This is a genomic window from Mycolicibacterium arcueilense (assembly GCF_058536225.1).
In genome coordinates, this window is sequence record NZ_JBZTYL010000007.1 from 1,730,383 (window position 1) to 1,756,513 (window position 26,131).

The window sequence follows — 26,131 nt, forward strand, 5'->3', positions numbered from 1 at the left end:
AATCAGTCGTCCCGGGGGGTCGCATGTCACAACCACACTGGCAGCAGGCCGCGCCGCAGTATCCGCCGCCGCCCGCGGTTCCGGTGTTCCGAGTGGAGACGACTCGGCACACCGGTCTGCTGGTCTTGTGGTTCAACCAGACCCGTGTGGTGACCGGAACCGCCGAACGGTGCGAGGCCGCGTTGACCAGCGCCCAGCGGCACAATCTCGTCCTGGGTTGGTGGAGCTTCCTGTCGATCCTCTTCATGAACTGGCTGTCGTTGCTGAGCAACGCAGGTGCGCGGTCCACGCTGCGCAAGGAAGTCGAACAGGCGCAGGCCTACGCGCAGTGGTGGCACCAGTACGGCCAGCACCAAAACGGATCACAGCAGCCGCAACAGCGGTAGGTCGCGTCACGAGTGACCACGGATTTCAGCAGGCAAACCCCGACGTGGGAGAATGACAGCCGTGTTGCGATGGACCACAGCTGGTGAATCCCACGGCCGCGCCCTGGTGGCCATGCTCGAAGGGATGGTTGCCGGCGTGCCCATCACCTCCGAGGAGATCGGGGCGCAGCTCAAGCGCCGTCGCCTCGGCTATGGCCGGGGCGCCCGGATGAAGTTCGAACAGGATCAGGTCACCATGCTGGCCGGGGTGCGTCACGGCACCACCCTGGGCGGGCCGATCGCCATCGAGATCGGCAACACCGAATGGCCCAAATGGGAGACCGTGATGTCTCCGGACCCGGTCGATCCCGCTGAACTCGACGTGGCGCGCAATGCCCCGCTGACCCGTCCGCGACCGGGCCATGCCGACTACGCAGGCATGCTCAAGTACGGCTTCGAGGATGCCCGCCCCGTGCTGGAGCGCGCCAGCGCCCGCGAGACCGCGGCGCGCGTGGCGGCAGGCACCGTCGCTCGCGCGTTCCTGCGGGCCGCGCTCGGCGTGGAAGTCGTCTCGCACGTCATCTCGATCGGCGCGTCACAGCCCTACGACGGACCGCCGCCGCAGTTCTCCGACCTGGACGCGATCGACGACAGCCCGGTCAGAGCCTTCGACAAGGACGCCGAGGCCGCGATGATCGCCGAGATCGAGGACGCCAAGAAGGACGGCGACACCCTCGGCGGCGTCGTCGAGGTCGTCGTTTCGGGTCTGCCGATCGGGTTGGGCTCGTTCACCAGTGGTGACAACCGACTCGACAGTCAACTGGCCGCCGCAGTCATGGGCATCCAGGCGATCAAGGGCGTCGAGATCGGCGACGGCTTCGAGACTGCGCGCCGGCGAGGCAGCGTCGCCCACGACGAGATGTACCCCGGCCCCGACGGGGTCTTGCGCTCGACCAACCGGGCCGGAGGCCTGGAAGGCGGCATGACCAACGGCCAGGCGCTGCGGGTACGCGCAGCGATGAAGCCGATCTCGACCGTCCCGCGGGCACTGGCCACCGTCGACATGGCCACCGGTGAAGAGGCCGTCGCCATTCACCAGCGTTCCGACGTGTGCGCGGTGCCGGCCGCCGGTGTGGTGGTGGAGACGATGGTCGCGCTTGTGGTGGCCCGCGCCGTGCTGGAGAAGTTCGGTGGGGACTCGTTGACCGAGACCCGCGCCAACATCGACGCCTACCTGCGGGCCGTCGCCGAGCGCGAGCCGGCGGCGCAGGCCCTGGGCTGATGGCCCCGAAGGCGGTACTGATCGGCCTGCCAGGTTCGGGCAAGTCGACCATCGGCCGCCGGCTGGCCAAGGCGCTGAACCTCACGATGCTCGACACCGACGCCGCAATCGAGGAGACCACCGGCCGCACCATCGCCGACATCTTCGCCACCGACGGCGAGGCAGAGTTCCGCCGGATCGAGGAAGAGGTCATCCGCTCGGCGCTGGCCACCCACGATGGTGTGCTGTCCCTGGGCGGCGGCGCGGTGACCACCTCGGGAGTGCGAGCGGCCCTGGCCGGGCACACCGTCGTGTACCTGGAGATCAGCGCCGCGGAGGGGGTACGTCGAACCGGTGGTTCCACCGTCCGCCCGCTGCTGGCCGGCCCCGACCGGGCCGAGAAGTACCGCGCCCTGATGTCCGAGCGGGTGCCGCTCTACCGTCGGGTCGCGACCATGCGGATCAACACCAACCGGCGCAACCCAGGGGCGGTGGTGCGCACCATCGTCACGCGCCTGGAAAACCCGCCGGTCCAGAAACAGCCCGAGAAGCAGTCCCAGCCCTCGGCACGGACCGCGAAGCGGCGCAGGCGTCGTCCGCCGTGGCGGCGTGGTGCGGCATCCGCACAGTCCTCGTCCGGTTCCGAGGCCACCGGCGGCAAGCCTCCGGCCACTTCTTCCAATACTGAATCTGCAGCCATACCCACCCCCGCGGCCCTGGCCGCTCGCAACGCGGAGCGACATGATGACTGACCCGGTAATCGTCGAGGTACTGGTGGACCGGCCCTACCCGGTCATCATCGGAACCGGTCTGCTCGGCGAGTTGGGAAACACGCTCGAGGGCCGTCACAAGGTGGCGATCCTGCATCAGCCGGTGTTGACCCAGACCGCCGAAGCTGTCCGGCAACACTTGGCAGACAAGGGAATTGATGCGCACCGCATCGAGATTCCGGATGCCGAGGCGGGCAAGGAGCTGCCGGTCGTAGGCTACATCTGGGAAGTGCTGGGGCGCATCGGTATTGGTCGTAAGGACGCCGTCGTCAGCCTCGGCGGGGGAGCGGCCACTGACGTCGCGGGCTTTGCTGCGGCCACCTGGCTGCGCGGTGTCGACATCGTGCACGTGCCCACCACGCTGCTCGGCATGGTCGACGCGGCGGTGGGCGGCAAGACCGGGATCAACACCGACGCCGGCAAGAACCTCGTCGGCGCGTTCCACCAGCCGGCGGCGGTCCTGGTGGACCTCGCGACGCTGGAAACCTTGCCGCGCAACGAGATCATCGCCGGAATGGCAGAGATCGTGAAGGCCGGTTTCATCGCCGACCCGGTGATCCTCGATCTGATCGAGGCCGATCCGGAAGCAGCGCTGGATCCAGCCGGCACCGTCCTGCCCGAACTGATCCGTCGGGCCATCACGGTCAAGGCCGAGGTGGTTGCTGCGGACGAACGCGAATCGCAGTTGCGCGAGATCCTCAACTACGGCCACACCCTTGCACACGCCATCGAGCGTCGTGAGCGGTACAAGTGGCGTCACGGTGCCGCCGTGTCGGTGGGTTTGGTGTTCGCGGCCGAATTGGGCCGGTTGGCCGGCCGTCTCGACGACAAGACCGCCGAGCGGCACCGCTCGGTGCTGACCGCACTCGGGTTGCCCGTCAGCTACGACGGCGACGCCCTGCCCCAGCTGATGGACTACATGGCGGGCGACAAGAAGAACCGCTCGGGAGTGCTGCGGTTCGTCGTGCTCGACGGGCTGGCCAAGCCGGGCCGGCTGGAAGGCCCGGATCCGTCACTGTTGGCGGCCGCATACGCAGAAGTGGCGCGGGCCTGATCGCCCGCGCCACTCGCGACTGAATTCTCGTTCTGCCCTTGCGGGCAGCGGACCGGCTACTGCTTGGGCTGCTCGGGGTACTCGATGGCCTGGGTGGTGTCGTCGGTGCTCTCGGCGGCGCCGTTGGCGCTCACGGCGGCGAACACATCGGTGTCGGCGCGGTCGTCTGCGGCCAGGCCGTGGTGACGCTGGCGGGGCTGCGGCGGCGCCTTGCGGTCAACCAGCCAGCGGCCCACCGTCACACCTGCCACGCCGAGCAGGAACGTCAGCAGGGCGGTGAACGCTGCGAACGTGGTCACCTCGTTGAGCAGCGCGTCGGTGTAGAGGCTCTTGTAGAAGAGCCCGATGAACCACGCCACGGCGCCGCTGACGACGCCGGCGAACAGGCCGGCGATCAGCCAGGTCATCGCCATGTCGGCGCGACGGTCCGGATCCGGATTGGCGCGGGCATCACTCTGGCCGTCGAGAAGGCCCCAGATCAGCACTCCGATTCCGAACACCGTGACCAGCGCGAGGCTCCACCAGGTGGCATTACCCGGCGAGGCGTTGATCAGTGCTCCTTGCAGTAAGCGCACGATGACCATCGCTGTTGCGAACACCACTCCGCGCAGTAACCACTTGCTCATGGGGGCACACTGTAGCGAGTAGCGTCACAGACCGTGACTATTTCCCAGCGCAGGGACCGGCTGCGGCGTCGACTGGCCGATTCGGGTCTGGACGCGATGTTGGTAACTGACCTGGTCAACGTGCGTTATCTGTCCGGATTCACCGGTTCGAACGCGGCCCTGCTGATACTCGCCGAGGATGTCGTGCCGGTGCTGGCCACCGATGGCCGCTACCGCACGCAGGCCGCGCAGCAGTCACCGGACGCCGAGGTGGTCATCGAGCGGGCGTGTGGGTCGCACCTGGCCGGGCGCGCCGCCCGCGCCGGCGCCCTGCGGCTGGGTTTCGAGAGCCATGTGGTGACGGTGGATGCTTACGCGGCCCTGAAGAAGGCGGCCGGCGACACGGTCGAGTGGATCCGCGCGGCGGGCACCGTGGAGGCGCTGCGTGAGGTCAAGGACGCCGGCGAGATTGCGATGCTGCGGTTGGCCTGCGAGGCCGCCGACGCGGCGCTGATGGACCTACTGGAGCGTGGTGGCCTGCGTCCCGGCCGCACCGAGCGCGAGGTGCGCAATGAGCTGGAGGCCCTGATGCTCGATCACGGCGCCGATGGCCCGTCGTTCGAGACGATCGTGGCGGCGGGCGTGAATTCCGCCATCCCGCACCACCGTCCCACGGATGCGGTGCTGGCTGCGGGCGACTTCGTGAAGATCGATTTCGGTGCGCTCGTCGCCGGCTACCACTCCGATATGACGCGCACGTTCGTCCTGGGCCCAGCCGCGGACTGGCAGCGCGACATCTATGAGCTGGTGGCCACCGCGCAGCGGGCCGGCCGCGAGGCACTTGCTCCTGGGGTTTCGCTGAGCTCGGTGGATGCGGCATCACGCCAGGTCATCGCCGATGCCGGCTACGGCGACAACTTCGGGCACGGACTCGGGCACGGCGTCGGACTGCAGATCCACGAAGCGCCCGGAATCAATGCCGCTGCCGCCGGTACACTGCTTGCTGGCTCTGCGGTCACCGTTGAGCCTGGTGTCTACTTGCCCGATCGCGGCGGTGTCCGGATCGAGGACACCCTGGTCGTCGGAGAGTCGGCACCCGACCTGCTTACCCGGTTCCCCAAGGAACTGGCCATTTTGTGACAAAAGCTTAGGAGCTACACCCTCATGGCATCGACTGCCGACTTCAAGAACGGGCTCGTCCTGCAGATCGACGGACAGCTGTGGCAGATCGTCGAATTCCAGCACGTCAAGCCGGGCAAGGGCCCGGCCTTCGTGCGGACGAAGCTGAAGAACGTGGTGTCCGGCAAGGTCGTCGACAAGACGTACAACGCCGGCGTCAAGGTGGAGACGGCCACCGTGGACCGGCGCGACGCCACCTACCTGTACCGCGACGGCAGCGACTTCGTCTTCATGGATTCCGAAGACTTCAACCAGCATCCGCTGTCCGAGGCGCTCGTCGGCCGGTTGGCCGACTTCCTGCTGGAGAGCCTGCCCGTGCAGATCGCGTTCCACGATGGTGTTCCGCTGTACCTGGAGCTTCCGGTGTCGGTCGAGCTCGAGGTGTCCCACACCGAGCCGGGCCTGCAGGGTGACCGCTCGAGCGCAGGCACCAAGCCCGCCACCATGGAGACCGGTGCCGAGATCCAGGTTCCGCTGTTCATCAACACCGGCGACAAGCTGAAGGTCGATACCCGCGACGGCAGCTACCTCGGCCGCGTGAATGGCTGAGCATGCCTGATCGCCGTGGCGACCGGGGCCGTCACCAGGCCCGCAAGCGCGCCGTCGACCTGTTGTTCGAGGCCGAGGCCCGCGGTCTGACGCCGGAGGCGGTGGCCGACGGCCGTGCCGCGCTGGCCGAGGACCAGCCCGACGTCACCCCGCTCAACCCCTACACGGTGTCGGTGGCGCGCGGCGTCACCGAGCACTCCGCGCACATCGACGATCTCATCTCGGCGCACCTGCAGGGATGGACGTTGGAGCGACTGCCCGCCGTGGACCGGGCCATCCTGCGGGTGGCCGTCTGGGAGCTGCTGCACGCCGAGGACGTTCCCGAGCCGGTGGCCGTCGACGAAGCCGTCGAGCTCGCCAAAGAGCTGTCCACCGATGAGTCACCTGGCTTCGTCAACGGTGTTCTGGGCCAGGTGATGCTGGTGACCCCGCAGATCCGGGCTGCCGCCGCGGCCGTGCAGGGCGCGGCTCAGGATCGCCCCGACCAGTAGTACCTGTCCCGAACAACGGGATACCGGTGTCGTTCGGTGCCACGATGTTGTTACGTGTGTGGTCACACGTAACAACATCGGAGGCCGCTGATGGGACACGAGCCGAGAAGTATCGCGGATATCGGCGAGGACGGCCTGCATCTCCACGCCTGCCCGCTGTGTGAGGCGATGTGCGGCTTGGAGATTCAGGTCGCCGACGGCAAGGTGGCGAGCGTTCGGCCCAACAAGGCCGACCAGTGGAGCGCGGGGCACATCTGCCCGAAAGGCGCGTCGCTGGCCGCGCTGCACGACGACCCTGACCGGATCCGCCGGCCCATGATCAAGGTCGACGGCGAATGGCACGAGGTCGACTGGGACACCGCGTTCCGCCGCTGCACCGAACTGCTCGCGCCCGTGATCGAGAAGTACGGCATCGGCGCGGTCGCGGCCTACACCGGCAACCCACTGGCGCACTCGTTCTCGCTGTCGCGCTACTCGGCGGTCCTGCTGGGCCTGTCCGGGATGCCGATCACCTACTCGCCCGGGACCATCGACCAGTGGCCGAAGAATCTGTCGTCGCATCTGATGTACGGCAGCTGGTGGGCATTCCCGACCCCGGACATCCAGCGCACCGATCTGCTGGTGGTCATGGGCGCCAACCCCGCGGCGTCACAGGGATCGTTGCTGGCCGCGCCTGACGTGATGGGCATCATCGGCGGTATTCGCAAGCGCGGCAAGGTGATCGTCATCGACCCGGTGCGCACCGCCACTGCCGCCAAGGCCGATGAGTGGCTGCCGATCACGCCCGGCACCGATGCGGCACTGCTGCTCGGAATCGTCCACACCGTGTTCGACGAGGGCCTGGTCAACCTCGGCGACCTGGAGCGTCACCTCGACGGGGTATCGACGCTGCAACAGGTGGTGGCCGCATGGTCACCCGAAAGAGTCTCTGCCGCAACGGGTATCGCTGCAGAGCGGATTCGCGGTCTGGCCCGGGAACTGGCCGGCACACCGCGCGCGGTGGTCTACGGCCGGATCGGTACCTGCAACCAGGAGTTCGGCAGCCTGGCCAGCTGGCTGGTGGATGTGGTCAACATCGTCACCGGCCACTTCGACACCCCGGGCGGCTCGATGTTCGCCACTCCGACCGCGTGGACCGTCACCAGCCAGCCGATCCCGGGCCTGGAGGACGGGGCGCCGAACTTCGGCCGGTACCGCACCCGCGTACGCGGGGCCAAAGAGGTGATGGGGCAGGTGCCGGTGTCGTGCATGCTCGAAGAGATCGTCACTCCCGGCGAAGGGCAACTCAAGGCGCTGATCACGGTGGCCGGCAACCCGGTGCTGTCCACTCCGGGCGGCGACAAGCTCGACGAGGCGCTGCCGCAGCTCGATGCGATGATCTCGGTGGATCTGTGGCTCAACGAGACAACCAAGCACGCCGATGTCATCCTGCCCGGTTCCTCGGCACTGGAGCAGCCCCATTCCGCCGATCTGCTGCTGGGCGCGGCGATCAACAGCTTCGCGCGCTACTCGCCGCCGGTGTTCCATCGCGAAGACCCAGACGCTCCCGAGGAATGGGAGATCCTCATCCGGTTGACCGGGTTGTGCACCGGCACTGCGGCCGAGGACGTCGACGTCGCCGCGCTCGACGACGGTTGGTTCGACTACCTGTGCTTCACCCAGGGGCTCGACGGCGCCGAGGTCCGCAAGCACTACGAGCACGGCGGGCCGGAACGCATGCTCGATCTGACGCTGCGGACCGCCGCGTTCGGCGACCGGTACGGCGAGAACCCGGACGGCCTGACATTGGAGAAGCTCAAGGCTCATCCGGACGGCATCAACTTCGGCCCGATGGTGCCACGGGTGCCCGAGGTGCTCGGCACCTCCGACAAGAAGATCCGGATCGCGCCGCAGTACCTGCTCGACGACCTGCCCCGGCTGGCCGAGCGACTGGATCGCGGCTCCGATGATCTGGTGCTGGTCAGCCGGCGGCATCTGCGGTCCAACAATTCCTGGCTGCACAACGTCGGCTCGCTGATGAAGGGCCGAGACCGGTGCACCCTGCTGATGCACAGCCGCGACGCGGCCGAGCGCGGTATCGCCGACGGCGATGACGCAGAAGTGGCGTCGACCGCAGGCAAGATCGTCGTGCCCGTCGAGGTGACCGACGCGATCAAACCCGGTGTGGTGTCGATGCCGCACGGTTGGGGACACGGCCAGCCCGGCACCCGGCTCGGTGTCGCCAACGCCGCACCCGGGGTGAACACCAACATCCTGTCGCTTCCGGACTTCATCGACGAGCCGTCCGGAAACGGCGCACTCAACGGAATCCCGGTGACAGTCAGCCGGACGCTGGTTCACGGCTAGGGCTCCGGAGGAACCAATAGTTCCTCGGGGTGGAAGTGGTGATTGAGGTTGCCTTGCCCCGTGTCCATCAGGGGCGGGGGATGCCAGTGAATGCGACCGGTATCTGGATCGACGCTGGTGGTCCAGCCGAGCCCGACCAGACGGTTGTCAGGGCCGCAGGTCAGGGCGAGGGCAGGGGCGTCGGTGCGTCCGCCGTGTTGCCAGTCGGCTTTGGCGTGGTGCGCCTCGCAGTAGTCCGCCGGGGCGGTGCAACCCGGGCGGGTGCATCCGCGGTCTCGGTTGTAGAGCAGAAGGCGTTGGGCTTTGGTGGCCAACCGTTTCGTGCGGGCCATGTACAGGGGCTCTGCGGTGTGGTGTTCGTAGACGGTGAGGTAGTGAAAGCTGTGCGATGCCAATCGGATGAGTTCTGTCATCGGCATCCAGATGCCCGCCCCGGTGACGGCGATTCCGGCGCCGGCCTCCAATTCAGCCAGGGTCGTGGAGACCACCACGGTGACCGGGAGTCCGCCGTGCTGGCCGAGCCGTTTGGACATCAGTAGTTCGCGCAGCGCCACTTTGAGTGCGTCGTGGTTGCGTTGAGCCTGGGTCCGGGTGTCGCGGCAGGCTGCTTCCTGCTGTGCCTGTTGCTGTGCTGGCGAGGCCTCGGTAGCCGTCGTCTCGGGCCCGGCCTCAACGTCAGCGGCTTCGCCGTCAGGGGCGTCGGGAATGTCGAGCGGGTTGGGTGACGGGTTGTGGAGTGGCTCAGGGTCATTGGGGTTGTTGATGCCGGGTGCGCCCCAAACGCCGGTGACCGTGGTCAGGTAGGCAGCGGTCTCGGGGTCCAGCCAACCCTGGACGTGAACCAACCCGTCGGCGTCCTGTTTGCCGATGCGCAGCCCACGCAGGTGGGCTGCGACGTCGGGACTATCGCCGTCCTGGTTGAGCAGATACAGCAGTTTGTCGGCAGCGGCCTTCAGGGTTTCGGGAGTGTCACGGGTCGCCGTGGCCACCAGGTCCGACTCGATCTGGGCGAGTTCGGCTGGGCCGACGTACTTTTCCGCTTCCACCACCGTATGGCTGATGATCGTGACGTGTTCGGTGTTGATCGACCCTGACCGCAGCGCCTCCGCGCATGCGGGCAGCATCGGCTCCAGCACCTCGCCGGTGAGGCCATATCGCGGCCCGAGGTCGGCGGCCGCGGCCACTCTGCGTGACGCTTCCTTGCGACTGATCCGCATCCGGGTGGCAAGGACGTCAGTCCATGACTTTCCACCGATCTCCCGTGGACCGGTCAGGGCCATCAGCGCCGACTGGATGCGGTGATCGACCGTCGCCTGCGCGCGAGCCTGCCGCTCGCGCTCGGACTGGATAGCCAGTAACTCCGCAGTGTCGAACCCAGTGAAATCAACATCGACAAGCGTCGTGGTCGCGGCCAGGTGGTCGGCCAGCGCGGTCTGTACCGCGCCCCGGTTCTGCGCGAACCCGACCTTCATGATTCGAACACTAGTTCGAGTGACCGACAAGAAACCGCTGTTTGGGGCGGACGGGGCCAAAGTGACCAAAGTTTTTTCAGACAGGCCCAGCGGACCCAAACGACGTTTCAATCATCGCGATTTGTAAATTCTCCTCGCGGTCGAGGTGGCGCAATGCGAGCCGCGACGGCGGTTTCGCCAGGTACCGGACGTCGGCTGGCGGCGCAATCAGTTAACCTGCGCAAACGGCAGATTCGCCGCACTGCGACACCCCTGAATCGCCGCTTACCGTGAGTGCGTGTCGTCGCAGCCCGAAGTCCATCCCGTATCGCTGCCGAGTCGCCGTGCGCGCGCCGATCAGGCCCGCCAGGTGGCCGACGTTCTGCGCCACCAGATCTACGAAGGCACCTACGACCGGGCGCTGCCGTCCGAGGCGGAACTGGCTGCCGAGTTCTTCGTTTCCCGCAACACCATTCGTGAAGCCCTGGCCGTCCTCAAGAACGAGGGCCTGATCGACCGGGGCACCAAGGTCGGCACGCATGTGGCGGCCAGAAAATACGATCACGGCCTCGACGCGTTGGTAGGACTGAAGGAAACGTTCAAGGACTACGGCGACGTTCGCAACGAAGTGAGGGCCGTTCAGCGGCTGTCGGCCCCGCCTGCAGTGGCCCGCAAGCTGGCGCTCGAACCCGGTGCCCAGGTCGTCTTCATCGAGCGCCTGCGCTATCTCGCCGACCTTCCGGTGTCGCTGGATCTGACCTACCTGGCTCCCGAGATCGGTGAGCAGGTGATCGACCATCCGCTGGAGAGCAACGATATCTTCGCGCTCATCGAACGAGTCAGCGGGCGCCGTCTGGGCGGGGCAAGCCTTGCCCTGGAAGCGGTTTCGGCTGACGCACACACGGCCGCGATGTTGCAGGTGCCCGCCGGATCGGCCCTGTTGATGTCGGAACGGCTGACCAGTCTGGATGACGGCACACCCGTCGACCTGGAGTACATCAGGATGCGTGGTGACCGAATCACCATGCGAGGCAACCTTGTTAGGAGAGACGCATGACACTGGTCAATCAGCGCGCCGATGTCCCGGTGACCATCGACGAATCCCTGTGTATCGAGGGCTGCACATTGTGCGTCGACGTGTGTCCGCTGGATTCGCTGGCCATCAATCCCGAGAACGGCAAGGCCTTCATGCACGTCGACGAGTGCTGGTACTGCGGGCCCTGCGCGGCTCGCTGTCCCACCGGCGCCGTCACCGTCAACATGCCCTATCTCATCCGCTAGAGGACCCGATGTGAAAACAGCCCTGATCGCCCTCACTGCCGGCCTCACGCTCGTGACCGCCGGTTGCTCCCTGGACTCGGCGACGAAGTCGGCCGATACCGTCGACGTCGTCGTCGGCTACCAGTCCAAGACCATCAACACGGTGACCGCCGGAACGTTGTTGCGCGCCCAGGGATACCTGGAGCGTCGGTTGGCCGACATCACCACCCGCACCGGCACCAAGTACAACGTGACGTGGCAGGACTACGACACCGGAGCACCGATCACCGCGCAGATGGTCGCCGAGAAGATCGACATCGGGTCCATGGGTGACTACCCGATGCTCATCAACGGGTCCAAGACGCAGGCCAACGAACGCGCCAAGACCGAGATCGTCTCGGTCACCGGGTACAACCCGAAAGGTGCGCTGAACATGGTTGTGGTGGCGCCGGATTCACCGGCGAAGTCGTTGACCGATCTGGCCGGCAAGAAGGTCTCGGCCAGCGTCGGATCGGCGGGCCACGGCATGTTGGTGCAGGCCCTCGGCAAGGCCGGCGTCGACGCCAAGACCGGTGTGGAGGTGCTCAACCAGCAGCCTCAGGTCGGCGCCTCCTCGCTGGAATCAGGTCAGGTTCAGGCACTCTCACAGTTCGTCGCCTGGCCCGGGCTGTTGGTCCAGCAGGGCAAGGCCAAACTGCTCTACGACGGAGCCGAGCTGAACTACCCGACCTTGCACGGAGTGGTGGTGCGCCGGGCGTATGCGGCCGACCACCCGGAGGTGCTCGACGCGTTCCTGCAGGCACAACTGGATGCCACCGACTTCCTCAACAGCAAGCCTTTGGAGGCGGCCCGCCTCGTCGCCGAGGGCAGTGGGCTGCCGCAGGAGGTCGTCTACCTGTACAACGGGCCGGGCGGAACCTCGTTCGACACCACGCTCAAGCCGTCGCTGGTCGACGCACTCAAAGGCGATGTGCCCTACCTGAAGTCGATCGACAACTTCGCCGACCTCGACGTCACCGGTTTCGTGCAGGATGCACCGTTGCGGGCGGCGTTCGCGACGCGTGGTCAGGACTACGACAAGGCGCTGGGGTCGAACGTCAACCCCTCGGCGTTGAGCGGCACCGATCCGGTGTGCCACACCGCTGTCGACAATCCCGCCACCGCGGGCGAACTGTGGCTCGACGGGTCTGATGCCACTACGGCGGCCGCGACGCCGGTCTGCCTGCTCAAGGCGATCCGACAGGCAGAGGGCGAGGGCAAGAAGGTCCGCGCCGCCTACATCTCCGACGCCGAACTGGGTACGCGGTGGTTCGCCGACAAGGCGGTGTGGGTGCGCCTGCCGGAGTCGGGCGCCGAAGGCTACCTGCCCTTCGGTACCCAGGCAGGCGCCGAACGTTATGCCGCAGCGCATCCCGGCGCGGCGATCGTCGATTACCGGCAAGCGCTGGCAGGTGCGGTGTGACCACCACCGATGCCGCGCCGGCCGCAGTCAGCGACCCGCCGGTCGCGCCGGAAGCCCGTAGCACCCGCCGCCCGCCGTCAGTCTGGCGGCATCGTCTGATCCGCCTGACGTCGGTGGTGGGGGCCATCGTGCTGTGGCAGCTGTTGACAGCCAACGACGTGCGGTTCGGGCTGCGGTTCGACACGCTGCCCACGGTCACCGAAATCACTGCGGCCCTGGTGAACCGGCTCGGCACCCCGGAGTACTGGCTGGACCTCGGCCAGTCGCTGATCCGGATCCTCACCGGATTCGGAATCGCCGCGGTGATCGGGGTGATCACAGGAATCCTGCTGGGGCGCACCGCCCTGTTCGCCGACATCTTCGGTCCGCTCACGGAACTGGCCCGGCCGATCCCGGCGATTGCCATTGTGCCGGTGGCCATCCTGTTGTTTCCCAGCGATGAGGCGGGGATCGTGTTCATCACGTTCCTGGCGGCCTACTTCCCGATCATGGTCAGCGTCCGGCATGCGGTGCGTGCGCTTCCGACCATCTGGGAGGACTCGGTCCGCACGCTGGGTGGTGGTCGGCTCGACGTGCTCCGCCAGGTGGTGCTGCCCGGCATCCTGCCGGGACTGTTCGGCGGGCTCTCGGTCGGTATGGGCGTGGCCTGGATCTGTGTCATCTCGGCCGAGATGATCTCGGGCCGCCTCGGTGTGGGTTACCGCACCTGGCAGGCGTACACGGTGCTGAACTACCCCGACGTGTTCGTCGGCATCATCACGATCGGTGTGCTCGGCTTCCTGACCGCCGCGGCGGTCGAGCTGATCGGCCGTCGGGCCACCCGTTGGCTGCCACGCGGTGAGGAGAGCGTGCGATGACCACAACGCTTGCCGGCACGGGACTGCGCCTGCAGCTCGACGGAATCACGTTGTCCTACACCGGCGCCCCGGTGATCGAGGAGCTGAGCCTCACGGTGGAGCCTGGCGAGATCCTGGTGCTGACCGGCCCCTCGGGATGCGGTAAGTCCACGGTCCTGCGTGCGCTCACCGGGCTGCTGCGGCCCGATGCAGGCCGGGTGCTGGCCGACGGCGAACCGGTCACCACCACCTCGAGGGACCGCGGAATGGTGTTCCAGGACAGCGCCCTGCTGCCGTGGCGCACCGTGCGGTCCAACATCGAACTCGCCCTGCAGTTGCGGGGGGAGCCGAAAACCAATCGTCGGGAGCGGGCTGATCGCTGGATCGCCGAAGTCGGCCTGTCCGGTTTCGCCGATTTCCTGCCGAAGAACCTCTCCGGCGGAATGCGGCAGCGGGTCCAGCTCGCCAGAGGCCTGGCCGGCGCACCCCGCGCGGTGATGATGGACGAGCCGTTCGCCGCGCTGGACACGCAGACCCGGGCAGCCATGCAGCGGTTGCTGATCGACACCTGGAAGGCGCATCCGACGACGATCGTGTTCGTCACTCACGACGTCGACGAGGCACTCATCCTCGGTGACCGGGTCGCTGTGCTCGGTCGTGCCGGCCAGCCGTTGCGCGCCCTCATCGAGGTGGGCCAGCCCCGGACCGACCATCCCGAACGATCGGCGCTGCGCGCCGAGATCATTGCCGCTTTGGAGCAACCTTGACCGAACTGACCGAGATTCCCGATGTCGATGACGCGATCCGGATCGACTGCGACGTACTGGTGATCGGCGGGGGCACCGCCGGCACCATGGCCGCACTCACCGCGGCCGAGAACGGTGCCCAGGTGCTGCTGTTGGAGAAGGCGCACGTGCGGCACTCCGGTGCGTTGGCCATGGGGATGGACGGCGTCAACAACGCCGTCATCCCCGGCAAGGCCGAGCCGGAGGACTACGTCGCCGAGATCACCCGGGCCAACGACGGAATCGTCAACCAGCGCACCGTTTATCAGACCGCCACCCGTGGCTTCGCCATGGTGCAGCGGCTCGAGCGGTACGGCGTCAAGTTCGAGAAGGACGAGCACGGCGAGTATGCCGTGCGGCGCGTGCACCGATCCGGCTCCTACGTCTTGCCGATGCCCGAGGGCAAGGACGTCAAGAAGGCCCTGTACCGAGTGCTGCGGCAACGGTCGATGCGCGAGAAGATCCGCATCGAGAACCGGTTCATGCCGGTGCGGGTGCTCACCGACGGGGGCAGGGCGGTCGGCGCGGTCGCATTCAACACCCGCACCGGTGAATTCGTCACTGTCGCGGCCAAGGCGGTGATTCTGTCCACCGGAGCGTGCGGCCGACTCGGACTGCCGGCCTCGGGATATCTGTACGGCACCTACGAGAATCCCACCAATGCCGGTGACGGATACGCGATGGCCTACCACGCCGGCGCCGAGCTTTCGGGAATCGAATGCTTCCAGGTCAATCCGTTGATCAAGGACTACAACGGCCCGGCCTGTGCCTATGTGGCCAACCCGTTCGGCGGCTACCAGGTCAATGCGCTGGGGGAGCGGTTCGTCGACTCCGACTACTGGTCAGGCCAGATGATGTCCGAGGTGAAAGAGGAGATCGAATCGGCCCGTGGACCGATCTACCTCAAGGTCAGCCATCTGCCCGACGAGACGCTGACCACGCTGGAGAACATCCTGCACACCACCGAGCGGCCGACCCGCGGAACGTTCCACGCCAACCGCGGGCACGACTATCGCACCCACGACATCGAGATGCACATCTCCGAGATAGGTTTGTGCTCAGGCCATTCCGCATCGGGCGTATGGGTGGACGAGCATGCCCGCACCACTGTCCCGGGCCTGTACGCTGCCGGCGACCTGGCGTGCGTGCCGCACAACTACATGATCGGCGCTTTCGTCTACGGCGACCTGGCCGGTGAGCACGCGGCCTCCACATTGTCGGAAGTGGCTGTGCCGGGTCAGCTTCCGGCCGATCAGGTGGCCGAGGCTCATGAGCTCATCTACCGTCCGCTGCGTCACCCGGACGGTCCGCCGCAGCCGCAGGTCGAGTTCAAGCTGCGCCGGTTCGTCAACGACTATGTGGCGCCGCCGAAGACCGCGACCAAGCTGTCGATCGCGGTGCAGACCTTCGAGCGGATGGAGGCCGAGGTCGAGGGGATCGGAGCCCGCACGCCGCATGAGTTGATGCGTGCCGCCGAGGTGTCCTTCATCCGCGACTGCGCGGAGATGGCGGCGCGTTCGTCGTTGACCCGGACCGAATCGCGTTGGGGTCTTTACCATGAGCGGGCAGACCTGCCCGAGCGGGACGACCAGCAGTGGCGTTACCACCTGAACCTGTACAAGGGCGACGACGGCTCCATGCAGTTCGTGAAGCGGCCGGTGGCACCGTATTTCGTCGCGGTCCCCGAGTTGGACCACCTGACCTCGCAGGACCCGGTGACGGCGGTCGAACAGCCACACCTGCACGGCGGCCGGGCTCCGGCTGTCGAGCGGTCCCGCGTCCGGACCACCGATTCCGGGCAGCCGCCGTCGCCACGCATCGCCGCGGTGCTGGCCTTGGAGGAGCCCACGCTGGAGGATCTGAGCGGCTACCTGACCGACGCGGACGCCGGCGTGCGCCGTACCGCGGTCGCCACCCTCGTCGAGTATCTGCCCGACGGGTACCAGCCTGCGTTGGTGGCCGCGCTGGCAGACGACGACGCCGGGGTGCGGCGCGAGACCGCCGACGCGGTCCGTGAACTCGTCGAGGTCCTGCCGGACCCGGGCGCCTTCGTCGACCGACTCGAGTCCGCAGACCCGGTGGTCCGTGCCGTGACGGTGTACCTGCTGAGTTCCCGGCGCGCCGGTAGCGCCGAGGCGTACCGGGCTGCGTCGACCGACATCGATCACCGGGTTCGGATCGAAGCCGTGCGCGCTCTGGTGTCGGTCGACGACCACACCGGCGTCGCGGCAGCCACGACCGACGAGAACCGGGAGGTGCGGATCGCCGCGGTGGGCGGCCTGGCGACCCTGCGGGCCGGTGCCGATGCGGTGCGCGTGGCACTCGACGACCCGGATCCGCTCGTCCGGGCGGCGGCCCTGGCCTCCCTCGGCGCGGTCGGCTGCACCGGCGACGACGTGGTCAGCGTCGAGAAGGCCTTCACCGAGTCGGCCTGGCAGATTCGTCAGGGCGCGGCCCGGGCGTTGGCCGGGGCCGTGCCGGAGGTGGCGGTACCCACCCTGTCGCGGGCGCTGGACGATCAGCATCTCGATGTCCGCAAGGCCGCGGTGCTGAGCCTGAGCCGGTGGGCGGATTCGGAGACGGCGCGTCAGGCGCTGACCGTGGCGTTGGACGACAGTGACGCCGATGTGCGGGCGTACGCGCGTCAGGCGCTCGCTGGCTGAGCGGTCATAGTCCGATGTAGACCGACTTGGTGTTGAAGTAGGCCTCTAGTCCCTTCTTGCCGCGCTCACCGCCCCAACCGGACTGCTTGTGGCCACAGATCGGCATGGAGGGGTCCGCCGCCAACGCGGAGTTCACCCAGATCTGGCCACCCCGAAGGGAATTCGCGACGCGATGGGCGCGGCTGAGGTTCTCGGTCCAGATCGCGCCGGCCAGGCCGTACTCGGTGTCGTTGGCGGCGGAGATCGCCTCTTCTTCTTCGTCGAAGGGGATCACCGAGCCGACCGGGCCGAAGATCTCCTCAGTGATCAGCCGCATGTCGGGGGTGGTGTTGGTGACGATGGTCGCCTCGTAGAAGTAGCCCTTGCGATCCATCGGCTTGCCGCCTGTGATCACCTCGGCGCCGCCTGCCACACCGTCGCTGACGATGCCCTCCACGCGCTTGCGCTGCTTCTCGCTGATCAGCGGGCCGAGAACCGACGTGGGGTCCTCGTAGCCGCCCATCGGCAGCATCTGCGCAAAGCCCGCCAGCCCTTCTACGACCTGGTCGTAGATCTTGCGTTGGACATAGATACGGGATGTGCAGGAACAGTTCTGGCCGGAACCGGCGAGCAACCCCATGCCGGCACCCATGATCGCCTTGTCGAGATTGGCGTCGTCGAACATGATCAGCGGCGATTTCCCACCGAGTTCCAGCGTCAGGCGCTTGAGGTTGCCTGCGGCGGCCTTGACGATCAGACGCCCAACCTCCGTCGACCCGGTGAACGCGATCTTGTCTACGTCCGGGTGCGCGGTGAGCGCCGCGCCGGTGGTCTCGCCGTACCCAGTGATGACATTGAGCACACCGTCGGGCAATCCTGCCTCGCGGAAGATCTCTTCGAGCTTCAGCGCGGACAGCGGGGTCTCCTCAGCCGGCTTGAGCACTGCGCTGCATCCGGCCGCCAGGGCCGGGGCAACCTTGAGCATGGCGACGAAAAACGGTCCGTTCCAAGGGATGATGAGGCCGACGACGCCGACCGGCTCGAGCTGGGTAAAGGTGTGATACTCCTCGAAGTGGCCGAGCAGGCCGTCGGAGATGAGATTGGCCGACTCGCCGTGGATCTTGCCAACCCAACCTGCGTAGTAGATCAGCATCTCGTTGGCGACCTTGATGATCTGCTGCGCAGCCATCGCGTTCATACCGTTGTCCCGCGCCTCGATCTCCGCGAGCTCCTCGGTGCGCGCCTTGATGATCTCGGCGGCGCGGAAAAGTACCTCGGCCCGGTGGGCCGCGGGCAGCTTGCGCCACACCCCTGATTCGAACGTCTCTCGTGCCCGGGCCACCGCGGCGTCGACTGCGATCTGATCCGAATCGGGGACCTCCGCGATCTGCTCCTCGTTGGAGGGGTTGAACACCGGGATGGAGCTGCTCACTTGGTCCGTCCTTTCGCCGAGTCGCTCTGCGGGGCAGGCCTGGCACGTCGATTACGAAAACTGTCGGTCTGCGCGCGAGGCCGCGGACAAACCACCGTGAGCTTATGCGCGTAAGTGGGACGGGTAAAGAGGTTTCTCCGTGCCTGCGGTGAAAAGTTCCCGAACTGCCCGCATGCGAGGAAGTTCGTTCCTCGCTTGCCGGAACGGCAAGATCCGTGCCATCGGGCGCCGCCGTGCAGATACTGGGCATGGTGGATACAAGCCAGCGCCGCAGGCACGACAATCCGCCGCCACGGACCGCGAACAGCGAATCCGAGGTATTGCGGGGGTTTCTCGACTATCTGCGCGCGTCGATCGCTGCGAAGGTCGACGGCGCGCCGGAACCGATGGCGCGTACGTCGCCGGTGCCGTCGGGGACCACGCTGCTCGGCCTCCTGAATCATCTGACCTACGTCGAACGGTGGATTTTTCTCGGGGACGACGTCACTGACTGGCAGGCGACGTTCGCTGTCGAACGGTCGGACCGCGCCGCCGACATCGTCGCCCGCTACCGGAACGCCGTCGAGCGGGCCAATGAGGTGCTCGACGACTGCACCGATCTCGCGGCACCGCTTCCGAGATCCCGGCCCGGGCGCCCCTCGGCCAGCGTCCGCTGGGCCCTGACTCACATGATCGAAGAGACCGGCCGCCATGCCGGTCACGCGGATATCCTTCGCGAACTGATCGACGGCACCACCGGCCGGTGATCGATTCAGACGTATCCGAACTGATTGGGCTGTTCACGTACCCGCACGACATCGCCCTCCAGGTTCAGGCCGATCCATGTCTCATGTCGGGTGCTCACCTCGTGGCGGGCGACTATGCCGCGCTCAGGAAGACGTACCTCGACAGACACCGACTCCTCGGCGTCAGGTAGATCAACTTCAACGCCGGCGGCATAGCCCGTCTGCATTCGGGTCGTGGGGCGACCGTCGTAGGCTCGCTCGCCGCCGACAGTGACCTCGACGAGATCGCCGCCCCACCCCTCCTGCAGTTCGATGTGCAGCTTCACGAGTTCCGACGCTTATGTGCTTGCCGGTCACCGTTGTTGCCGTTGGTTCGACGGTTCTTCCCGGGTCCCTTCGAGGCCGCGGCAGCGAGCGCCTTGGCTTTGTCGTCAACTGCTTCGACCACGGAAGGCAGAACGCCGCGTTGTCCCAGGATGTCGCCCAATGACTTCTGCATCGCCGCAGCGGGCTGGACTGCGCCACTCGTCGCCAGCGCCTGGTTGATCGCCTCGACGTTGTTGCGGAACGTTATGTGACCAAAGGTTTCTGCAGCTTCAAGTGTCGGCACCCTGTCGCCGATCAGCTCCACCACGTCATCGACGCGCGCCGGTCGTTGCTCGACTATGCCGCCTGCTTCGGCAACGCGGGTCGTCGTGATCGGCGCTTCTGGGATCACCAGCAATTTGTAATCCTTTGCAAGCGGCGCCGCCAACGCCGCCGCGGCGTGGATGGCTGCCCTGGTCTGGGGCAACCGTTCGACAGTGTCACGCAGCACTTCGTTGGCCGACGTCAGGACCGCGGTACCGGTGAACGACAGCGTGCGGCCAACATCCTCGGAGAAGAACTCCTGCGCTACGTCTTCCTCGTCCCAGCTTCGAGGCGGGGCGATTCGCAGCTGGAGCGGGGCGCTGGTGACCACCCGCCCGTCGACGTCGACCGCAACCTGAATCTGATAGACCCCGGGATCCGATACGTCCCAACCGTTCAGCCCGGCGAAAACCGGTAGCGCTTGGTACATCGATTCGCCCGGTTGTAGGACGGTCATGTCGAGCTTGCGGCACTGCCGTGAGTATGGCATCCATTGGCGCGCCGGCTTGCCCTTCTGCTTGAGGATTACGAGCACGTCCTGTGGGTCGATGACCGTCGAGGGCAAAAGCTTTGGCTGCGTGTCGGTATTCGTGAGTTTGACTTCCAGTATGACGGGCTCGAGGAACTCGAACACGGGCCTGTCTCGGTTGACGCGGACCTCGACGCGATAGGTCGACTGCGCATTGAGCTCGGCCTGCTCAAGCCCGTGGTGGTCGAACCAGTCGGCATTGCCCATCTGTACGAAGCGAGCCGGGGCGTGGCGCATGAACAGCAACTCAGGGTCGCTGAACCGGAATGGGAAGTCCGCAAAGAACGCTCCCTGGCCGCCCTGGACGTTGTAGGGGTAATTCATGAACGAACGCGCCTCGGGCTCATTGGAAAGCGGGATCCAGGGCGTGCCGAGTGCCTTCTGCCACGAATGGGCCAGATTGAAAGCGTGACCCATCTCGTGCACCGCAGTCCAGAACCGCATACGCGCCACCCAGGCGTCGGGAGCAGGGTCGCCTCTGGGCGGGTCTTTTATGAACGCTTCGGTGAAGATTGCCGTACCTTGGCGGTGGTTGGGGCCGATGTCGTCGAACATGATCCCGCCGAGCGAAGTTCCCTGGTCATGCAGTGCCGCCCAGAAGGTCCACATCGACCATTGCGGGGCATTCTTGAATCGCGACCAGTAGGTCTGCATGGCATCGTGCATCTCCGCGTCGCTCCACGTTCCGTTGGCGCCGGCGCCACCGACCGGAACAACACTGTCGCCGCTCGACTTGGTCACACTGAAGCCCGCGCGGGCGAACACATCCTCGATCGACAAATTCTCCGACGGCAACGACACCGGCCGATTCGGATGCGCATGGGTATCAATGGCATAGACCGGGTTTGCATCAGGCGTGTGATCGAACTCGAACTCGACCGGATGAAACGCTGTCGATGTCCACCGATAGGCCCGAGTAAAGGATCGCTGTCCGCCGCCGGTGAACGTGACCTTCGCCGACCGCTGATTGACAAAGGGACTCTTCACAGCCCGGATGTCGACATTGGTGTATCCGAAGGATGCAACATCTCCGTCCTTGAACCAAATCGGACCAGCCCAATGGTTGACGCCGATCTTCGCCAGTGACGCTACCCAGTGATAGCGCTCTGTCACGGCGAACGATGTCCCGCTCGCTGTCATCTGCGGGTACTGCCGGTCGATGTCGAGACGTAATTCCTCGCGCCGCAAGAGAATCGGAGGCAATGTTGCTTCTTGTCCGTTTCCCGTCGGCTGTCCGTCGACGCCTGCATCTGCAGGAGGAAGATTGAGGACATCCACGAGCCGCCATGTGTAGAGTCCGCTTGCCGCTGGGATGAGCCACGGGGGAATAGGGATTACCGGAGCCTCGAGTTCGTCAGGACTCTCGGTGGGAACACCGCCGGCAATGTCGATATCGTCTCGACTCAGGCTCTCGGGAATTTCGATGTAAGTCATCTCTACGGCCCTCTCGACTCGCGCCGGATCCCTCGTGGATCGACAGATCCTCACGGTTGCACCGCAGGCCCAGAGGTGGCGCGCGTACTGCACTACTTCAATTTCTCAGCATGACCGGTGCGACGCTCAAACGAATTGGCTCGAAGTTTGTCGTTACCCGTGCTAACGACCGGGCCTCCGCCTAATCTCGATGCGTGCGACTCGCCTGGCCGCTGACAGGGCGGTTGGAGGAGAGCCGGCTGATCGACGCCGCGCTGGCCTCTACCGAACTGTCCGGGATCGTCATCTATGGAAGCGCAGGGGTTGGCAAGAGCCGTATCGCCCGAGAAGCGCTCGCGGTAGCAGGTACCGGCGGTTACGAAACACGCTGGACCGTGGGAACATCGGCGGCTCAGGGACTGCCGCTGGGAACGTTCGCACGATGGGTGGGTACCTCGGACGCCGACAGTGTGGCGCTCGTCGGCCGCGTGATCGGCGGCCTGACCGGAACCTCCGACGGCCGGCCGGTACTCGTGTGCGTCGACGATGCACACCTGCTCGACGGGTTGTCGGGCTTCGTCTTGCAGCAGATCGTCCAGCGGGGCGCCGCCAAGCTCCTGTTGACCGTGCGCACGGGTGCCCCGGTACCTGCCGAGGTGCTGACGGCATGTGACCGCGGCAGGTTCGAGCGGTTGGACCTGCAGCCGTTGTCCCGCGACGAATCGACACGGCTGCTGACCGCCGCGCTCGACGGCCCGCCGGACGAGGACGCAGCGCGACGGCTGTGGCGGCTGACCCGGGGCAACGTGCTGTACCTGCGCAACATCGTCGAGCAGGAGGTCGCGCAGGGTCGCCTCGCGTGTCGGCAGGGCTACTGGCGGTGGACCGGCGATCCGGTGATTCCGCCCAGCCTGGTCGAACTGATCGAGACGCGGATCGGTGCACTGCCACCGGCGGTGAGTGAGGTGGTCGACGTATTGGCGGTGGCCGAGCCGATCCAGCTGCATCGGCTGGCCGCGATCACCGATGCCGATGCGGTGGCGACGGCCGAGGCCCGTGGACTGATCACGATCGATCCCACCGACCGTGAGGTCCGCGTGGCACACCCGTTGTACGCCGAGGTGCGGCGCAACCGGGTGCCGGGCTCTCGGCTGCGCCGCCTGCGGGGGCTGGTTGCCACCGCGCTCGGCGACCGGGACGACCGCGAGTCCATGCGGGTGGTGGTGCGGCGAGCCGCGCTGATGCTCGATTCGGATCTCGCGCCCGACCCCGAGTTGCTGACTCGGGCCGCGCAGGGCGCGGTGTGGTTGTCCGATCTGGCGCTGGCCGACCGGCTGGCTGAGGGAGCGATCGCCGCAGGCGGTGGCGCGGAGGCGAAATTCATTCGGGCCCATGCCTTGTCATGGCTCAGTCGGGGCGAGGAGTCGGACGCGGTGCTCGACGCCATCCAGACCGATGAGCTCACCGATGACGGACGGGCCCGGCTGGCGTTCCTGCGTGCGTCGAACCTGCTGTGGTCACTGGCCGATCCGGAGGGTGCCAAGCGGCACATCGACGATGCGGCGGCGGGCATTCCGGCCGACGCCCGGGCCGGCATCGACGCGTTCTACTCGGTGTACTGGGCCGCGACCGGATATCCAGAGCGGGCCGCGACAGCGTCCAGCGGACTGGATCTCGATGCGCTGCCCGCCATCGTGGGTGCGGTCACGGCGTGGTCCGTGACCCTGTCGTGTGGCGACGCGGGGCGTGCCGACGCGGCGGTTGCCGCCGCTCGGGTCGGTTACCGCATCACGGACGGTTCTTTCGACGCGGCCCACACCCGGTTCGTCATCGCCGACGCACATATCGGTGCGTTGCTTCTGGCCGGGCGGATCCGCGAGGCACGCGAGGAAGCCGGGCAGCTGAGCCGGCTGGCCGCCGAGCTGCCCGGCGTGGCGCAGCTCTTCGGCATGGCGCTGGCGGGTCGCTCCGCCGCATGGGCCGGACAACTCGGCGATGCGGCTGAACTGCTGAATCCTGCGGTCGAGTTGATGCGGGCTGCGGGGGAGCGCAACGGATTCGGTTACCGCTTTCACCTGCCGAAGGCCACTGCACTGGCGATAACCGGTCTGGCGGATGACGGCGCGGTCATGGAACTCGACGAGTGTCGCCATCCCAGTTGGCATTACCTCGCCTACGAGCATGCCCTGGTGCGGGCCTGGGTCGCTGCGAGTCAGGGGGCGGTGTCTGAGGCGGTGGAGATCGTGCTCGATGCGGCAGACACCGCAGGGAACAACGGGCAATTGGCGGCCGAGGTGTTGTGCCTGCAGACGGCGGCCCAGTTCGGCGACCATTCCCGTACCCGACGGCTCGACGAGCTGACCGGTCTGGTCGAGGGGCCGCGGGTCGGCGCCGCTGCCGCGTTGTGCCGGGCCCTCGCCCATGACGACGGCGACGGGTTGGCAAAGGCATCAGCAGAATTCGAGGAGTTCGGCGACCTGGTCGCGGCGGCCGATGCGGCCGGTCGCGCGGCGGTGGCGTATCGGCGCAAGGAGATGCGGGGGTCGGCTCTGGCAGCGGCGACGCGGGCTACGGCACTGGCCGAAGCCTGCGGTGGCGCGGCCACGCCGGCATTGCTCGCGGCCGCCGAACGTCTGCCCTTGACCGCCCGGGAACGTGAGATCGCGATGTTGATCGGAGCCGGGCTGTCCAGTCGCGCGATTGCCGACCGGCTACGCCTCTCGATCCGCACCGTCGAGGGACACATCTACCGGGCAATGGCGAAAACCGGGGCATCCACCAGGGCCGAGCTGATCGCGCTCCTACCGCGGCGGCATCGCGGCTGATTCGGGTATCGCGGTACTCGCTCTGGTTCGGTGGAACCGTCGCATCCTGAATCGATGGCCGACGAGGGGGACTTGCACGAACAGGCGTTGCGGCAACTGCCGTTGCCGTACTCGCTGGCATTGCGGCTCCGCGACGCCGGAGTGGCACGTGAACTGGTGTGCGAGTACCTCAGTGTCGAGGACTCCGCGCTCGACGGCATCTACCGGATCGGCGAAGCCAAATTGGCCGCGGCATTGCGTTCGACCGCGAATTCCTGAGCTGGTCACGGTGTCGCGACCGCAGGACTACAGATCCAGCGCCTGATACGTCCGTCGAACGAAACGGGGTTGTGCCACCTGAAGTTTCGCCGTCGAGGTGTTGCCGCTGACGGCTGCGGCGTCCACCGACAGATTCGGATGGTTCTGGATCAGATAGATCAGGATCAGGTCCGCCGGCGGGTCGGCCTGCCACCACGTGCCGTAGGCGCCGGGCCAACTGAAGGTGCCCAGCCCGCCAGGGCCGAACAACTGGCGTGACTTTGTCGGGTCGGTGACCACCGACAAGTTCAGGCCGAAGCCCCGACCCACCCAGAACGGTGCGCCCAGGAACTGGTGCTGCTTCTGTTCGGGGGTGAGCCGATCGGTGCGCATCACCCGGACCGACTCCTCGGACAGCACCCGCACCCCGTCGACCGTGCCGCCGGCCAGCAGCATCCTGGCGAACTTCAGATAGTCGTCTGCGGTGGAGAACAAGCCTGCCCCGCCTGTGCAGAACGGGGGATCGGCGATCGGCGCCGGGCCCATCACATCGTGGGTCAGGGTGTTCTCGGCGGTCAGCTGGTACATCGTCGCCGCCCGACGGCGGCCGGCGACGTCGACCGAGAATCCGGTGTCGACCATGCCCAGCGGCGCAAAGATCCGTTCGGACAGGACCTGGGCCAACGGCTTCCCCTCGATCCGGGACAACGCGATCCCCAGCACATCGGTGGCGTGACTGTAGGTGAGGCGTTCGCCGGGCTGATGGGCCAACGGAAGTTTGGCCACCTCGGCCAGCCAGCGGTCCTGGTCCTGGCGCAGCGACAGCTTGCCGTAGGCCGTCGCCAGCGGCCCCAGCACCGAGAACACGTAAGCCAGACCGCTGCGGTGGGTCATCAGGTCATCGAAGGTGATGGGCCGCCGCGCGGGCTCGGTGCGGTCCAGCGGTCCGCGCGTCTCGCGCAACACCCGCATGTCCGCCAGTTCCGGCAGCCATTTTGTCACCGGCTCGTTCAGCGCGAACTTGCCTTCCTCGGCCAGCGCCATCGCCGCAGCCACCGTGACAGGTTTTGTCATGGAGGCGATCCGGAAGATGGTGTCCCGTTGCATCGGGAGACGGGCGTCGACGTCGCGGTGCCCCAGGGCATTCACCTGGAGCACCTTGCCCGCCTGCCACACCAGCGTGACCGCGCCGGCCAGCAGCCCAGCGTCGATCGCCTCACGGATGGACGTCTGATTGCCGTCGAGATTCATCCGCGCCAGCCTATCCAGAGGCGCAGTCCCGAT

General features: G+C 66.7%; 23 protein-coding genes. 17 read left to right on the plus strand and 6 right to left on the minus strand.

Annotation, left to right across the window (positions count from 1 at the left end; translation table 11 throughout):
• Positions 1 to 23: 23 nt before the first annotated feature.
• From AC4LGL_RS12730 to aroB, 4 genes are all read left to right on the plus strand, one after another.
• Positions 24 to 386 carry a hypothetical protein gene (locus AC4LGL_RS12730; protein WP_491839000.1) on the plus strand — a complete coding sequence of 121 codons (363 nt, stop codon included), beginning with the start codon at positions 24 to 26 and terminating at the stop codon, positions 384 to 386.
• A 61-nt stretch (positions 387 to 447) separates the two neighbouring features.
• On the plus strand, positions 448 to 1,647 hold the full coding sequence (gene aroC, locus AC4LGL_RS12735) for a chorismate synthase (RefSeq protein ID WP_491839354.1): 1,200 nt from the start codon (positions 448 to 450) through the stop codon (positions 1,645 to 1,647).
• A complete protein-coding gene (locus AC4LGL_RS12740) occupies positions 1,647 to 2,378 on the plus strand; it encodes a shikimate kinase (RefSeq protein WP_491839001.1) in 732 nt (243 codons plus the stop codon). Before aroC ends, AC4LGL_RS12740 begins: the two co-directional genes overlap by 1 nt.
• Positions 2,371 to 3,450 carry a 3-dehydroquinate synthase gene (aroB, locus tag AC4LGL_RS12745; RefSeq protein WP_491839002.1) on the plus strand — a complete coding sequence of 360 codons (1,080 nt, stop codon included), beginning with the start codon at positions 2,371 to 2,373 and terminating at the stop codon, positions 3,448 to 3,450. The genes AC4LGL_RS12740 and aroB overlap by 8 nt, the downstream gene beginning before the upstream one ends.
• A gap of 56 nt (positions 3,451 to 3,506) precedes the next feature.
• Here the strand turns inward: aroB and AC4LGL_RS12750 are convergent, their stop codons facing one another.
• Positions 3,507 to 4,076 carry a B-4DMT family transporter gene (locus AC4LGL_RS12750; RefSeq protein ID WP_491839003.1) on the minus strand — a complete coding sequence of 190 codons (570 nt, stop codon included), beginning with the start codon at positions 4,074 to 4,076 and terminating at the stop codon, positions 3,507 to 3,509.
• 33 nt (positions 4,077 to 4,109) lie between these two features.
• On the opposite strand from AC4LGL_RS12750, the gene AC4LGL_RS12755 reads away from it, so the two are divergent.
• From AC4LGL_RS12755 to AC4LGL_RS12770, 4 genes are all read left to right on the plus strand, one after another.
• Positions 4,110 to 5,195, plus strand: coding sequence for a M24 family metallopeptidase (locus AC4LGL_RS12755; protein WP_491839004.1), 1,086 nt, complete (start codon positions 4,110 to 4,112; stop codon positions 5,193 to 5,195).
• Between the two features lie 24 nt (positions 5,196 to 5,219).
• Positions 5,220 to 5,783: an elongation factor P gene (gene efp, locus AC4LGL_RS12760; protein ID WP_029107488.1), complete on the plus strand. Its 564-nt coding sequence runs from the start codon at positions 5,220 to 5,222 to the stop codon at positions 5,781 to 5,783.
• A 2-nt stretch (positions 5,784 to 5,785) separates the two neighbouring features.
• On the plus strand, positions 5,786 to 6,274 hold the full coding sequence (nusB, locus tag AC4LGL_RS12765) for a transcription antitermination factor NusB (RefSeq protein ID WP_491839005.1): 489 nt from the start codon (positions 5,786 to 5,788) through the stop codon (positions 6,272 to 6,274).
• 90 nt (positions 6,275 to 6,364) lie between these two features.
• Entirely contained in the window at positions 6,365 to 8,620 is a 2,256-nt protein-coding gene (locus AC4LGL_RS12770) for a molybdopterin-dependent oxidoreductase (RefSeq protein ID WP_491839006.1), read from the plus strand.
• On the opposite strand, the gene AC4LGL_RS12775 is transcribed toward AC4LGL_RS12770, so the two are convergent.
• Positions 8,617 to 10,092, minus strand: a complete 1,476-nt coding sequence (locus tag AC4LGL_RS12775) for an HNH endonuclease signature motif containing protein (protein ID WP_491839007.1) — start codon at positions 10,090 to 10,092, stop codon at positions 8,617 to 8,619. The two genes, AC4LGL_RS12770 and AC4LGL_RS12775, sit on opposite strands and share 4 nt — an antisense overlap.
• A 310-nt stretch (positions 10,093 to 10,402) precedes the next feature.
• Here AC4LGL_RS12775 and AC4LGL_RS12780 point away from each other — a divergent pair, with 310 nt between their 5' ends.
• The 6 genes from AC4LGL_RS12780 to AC4LGL_RS12805 are packed head-to-tail and all read left to right on the plus strand — an operon-like array spanning position 10,403 to position 17,077.
• The gene (locus tag AC4LGL_RS12780; RefSeq protein WP_491839355.1) at positions 10,403 to 11,128 is read left to right on the plus strand and encodes a GntR family transcriptional regulator; all 726 of its coding nucleotides are present in this window, start codon (positions 10,403 to 10,405) and stop codon (positions 11,126 to 11,128) included.
• Complete coding sequence (locus AC4LGL_RS12785; protein WP_003880761.1) at positions 11,125 to 11,352, plus strand: 4Fe-4S dicluster domain-containing protein; 228 nt, start codon at positions 11,125 to 11,127, stop codon at positions 11,350 to 11,352. Before AC4LGL_RS12780 ends, AC4LGL_RS12785 begins: the two co-directional genes overlap by 4 nt.
• Positions 11,353 to 11,362: 10 nt before the next feature.
• A complete protein-coding gene (locus AC4LGL_RS12790) occupies positions 11,363 to 12,793 on the plus strand; it encodes an ABC transporter substrate-binding protein (RefSeq protein WP_491839008.1) in 1,431 nt (476 codons plus the stop codon).
• A complete protein-coding gene (locus AC4LGL_RS12795; RefSeq protein WP_491839009.1) occupies positions 12,790 to 13,650 on the plus strand; it encodes an ABC transporter permease in 861 nt (286 codons plus the stop codon). Before AC4LGL_RS12790 ends, AC4LGL_RS12795 begins: the two co-directional genes overlap by 4 nt.
• On the plus strand, positions 13,647 to 14,396 hold the full coding sequence (locus tag AC4LGL_RS12800; protein WP_491839010.1) for an ABC transporter ATP-binding protein: 750 nt from the start codon (positions 13,647 to 13,649) through the stop codon (positions 14,394 to 14,396). Before AC4LGL_RS12795 ends, AC4LGL_RS12800 begins: the two co-directional genes overlap by 4 nt.
• The gene (locus tag AC4LGL_RS12805; protein ID WP_491839011.1) at positions 14,393 to 17,077 is read left to right on the plus strand and encodes a fumarate reductase/succinate dehydrogenase flavoprotein subunit; all 2,685 of its coding nucleotides are present in this window, start codon (positions 14,393 to 14,395) and stop codon (positions 17,075 to 17,077) included. Before AC4LGL_RS12800 ends, AC4LGL_RS12805 begins: the two co-directional genes overlap by 4 nt.
• Before the next feature lie 4 nt (positions 17,078 to 17,081).
• Here the strand turns inward: AC4LGL_RS12805 and AC4LGL_RS12810 are convergent, their stop codons facing one another.
• On the minus strand, positions 17,082 to 18,488 hold the full coding sequence (locus AC4LGL_RS12810) for an aldehyde dehydrogenase family protein (protein WP_491839012.1): 1,407 nt from the start codon (positions 18,486 to 18,488) through the stop codon (positions 17,082 to 17,084).
• 248 nt (positions 18,489 to 18,736) lie between these two features.
• On the opposite strand from AC4LGL_RS12810, the gene AC4LGL_RS12815 reads away from it, so the two are divergent.
• Positions 18,737 to 19,234, plus strand: a complete 498-nt coding sequence (locus AC4LGL_RS12815) for a DinB family protein (RefSeq protein ID WP_491839013.1) — start codon at positions 18,737 to 18,739, stop codon at positions 19,232 to 19,234.
• Between the two features lie 5 nt (positions 19,235 to 19,239).
• Here the strand turns inward: AC4LGL_RS12815 and AC4LGL_RS12820 are convergent, their stop codons facing one another.
• A complete protein-coding gene (locus AC4LGL_RS12820) occupies positions 19,240 to 19,539 on the minus strand; it encodes a hypothetical protein (RefSeq protein ID WP_491839014.1) in 300 nt (99 codons plus the stop codon).
• Entirely contained in the window at positions 19,536 to 21,806 is a 2,271-nt protein-coding gene (locus AC4LGL_RS12825) for a zinc metalloprotease (RefSeq protein WP_491839015.1), read from the minus strand. The genes AC4LGL_RS12820 and AC4LGL_RS12825 overlap by 4 nt, the downstream gene beginning before the upstream one ends.
• 194 nt (positions 21,807 to 22,000) lie before the next feature.
• On the opposite strand from AC4LGL_RS12825, the gene AC4LGL_RS12830 reads away from it, so the two are divergent.
• Both AC4LGL_RS12830 and AC4LGL_RS12835 read left to right on the plus strand, forming a co-directional pair.
• Positions 22,001 to 24,610 carry a helix-turn-helix transcriptional regulator gene (locus AC4LGL_RS12830; protein WP_491839016.1) on the plus strand — a complete coding sequence of 870 codons (2,610 nt, stop codon included), beginning with the start codon at positions 22,001 to 22,003 and terminating at the stop codon, positions 24,608 to 24,610.
• Positions 24,611 to 24,664: 54 nt separating this feature from the next.
• Positions 24,665 to 24,868 carry a hypothetical protein gene (locus AC4LGL_RS12835; protein ID WP_491839017.1) on the plus strand — a complete coding sequence of 68 codons (204 nt, stop codon included), beginning with the start codon at positions 24,665 to 24,667 and terminating at the stop codon, positions 24,866 to 24,868.
• A 27-nt stretch (positions 24,869 to 24,895) separates the two neighbouring features.
• On the opposite strand, the gene AC4LGL_RS12840 is transcribed toward AC4LGL_RS12835, so the two are convergent.
• Positions 24,896 to 26,098, minus strand: coding sequence for a serine hydrolase domain-containing protein (locus AC4LGL_RS12840; protein WP_491839018.1), 1,203 nt, complete (start codon positions 26,096 to 26,098; stop codon positions 24,896 to 24,898).
• Positions 26,099 to 26,131 lie beyond the last annotated feature (33 nt).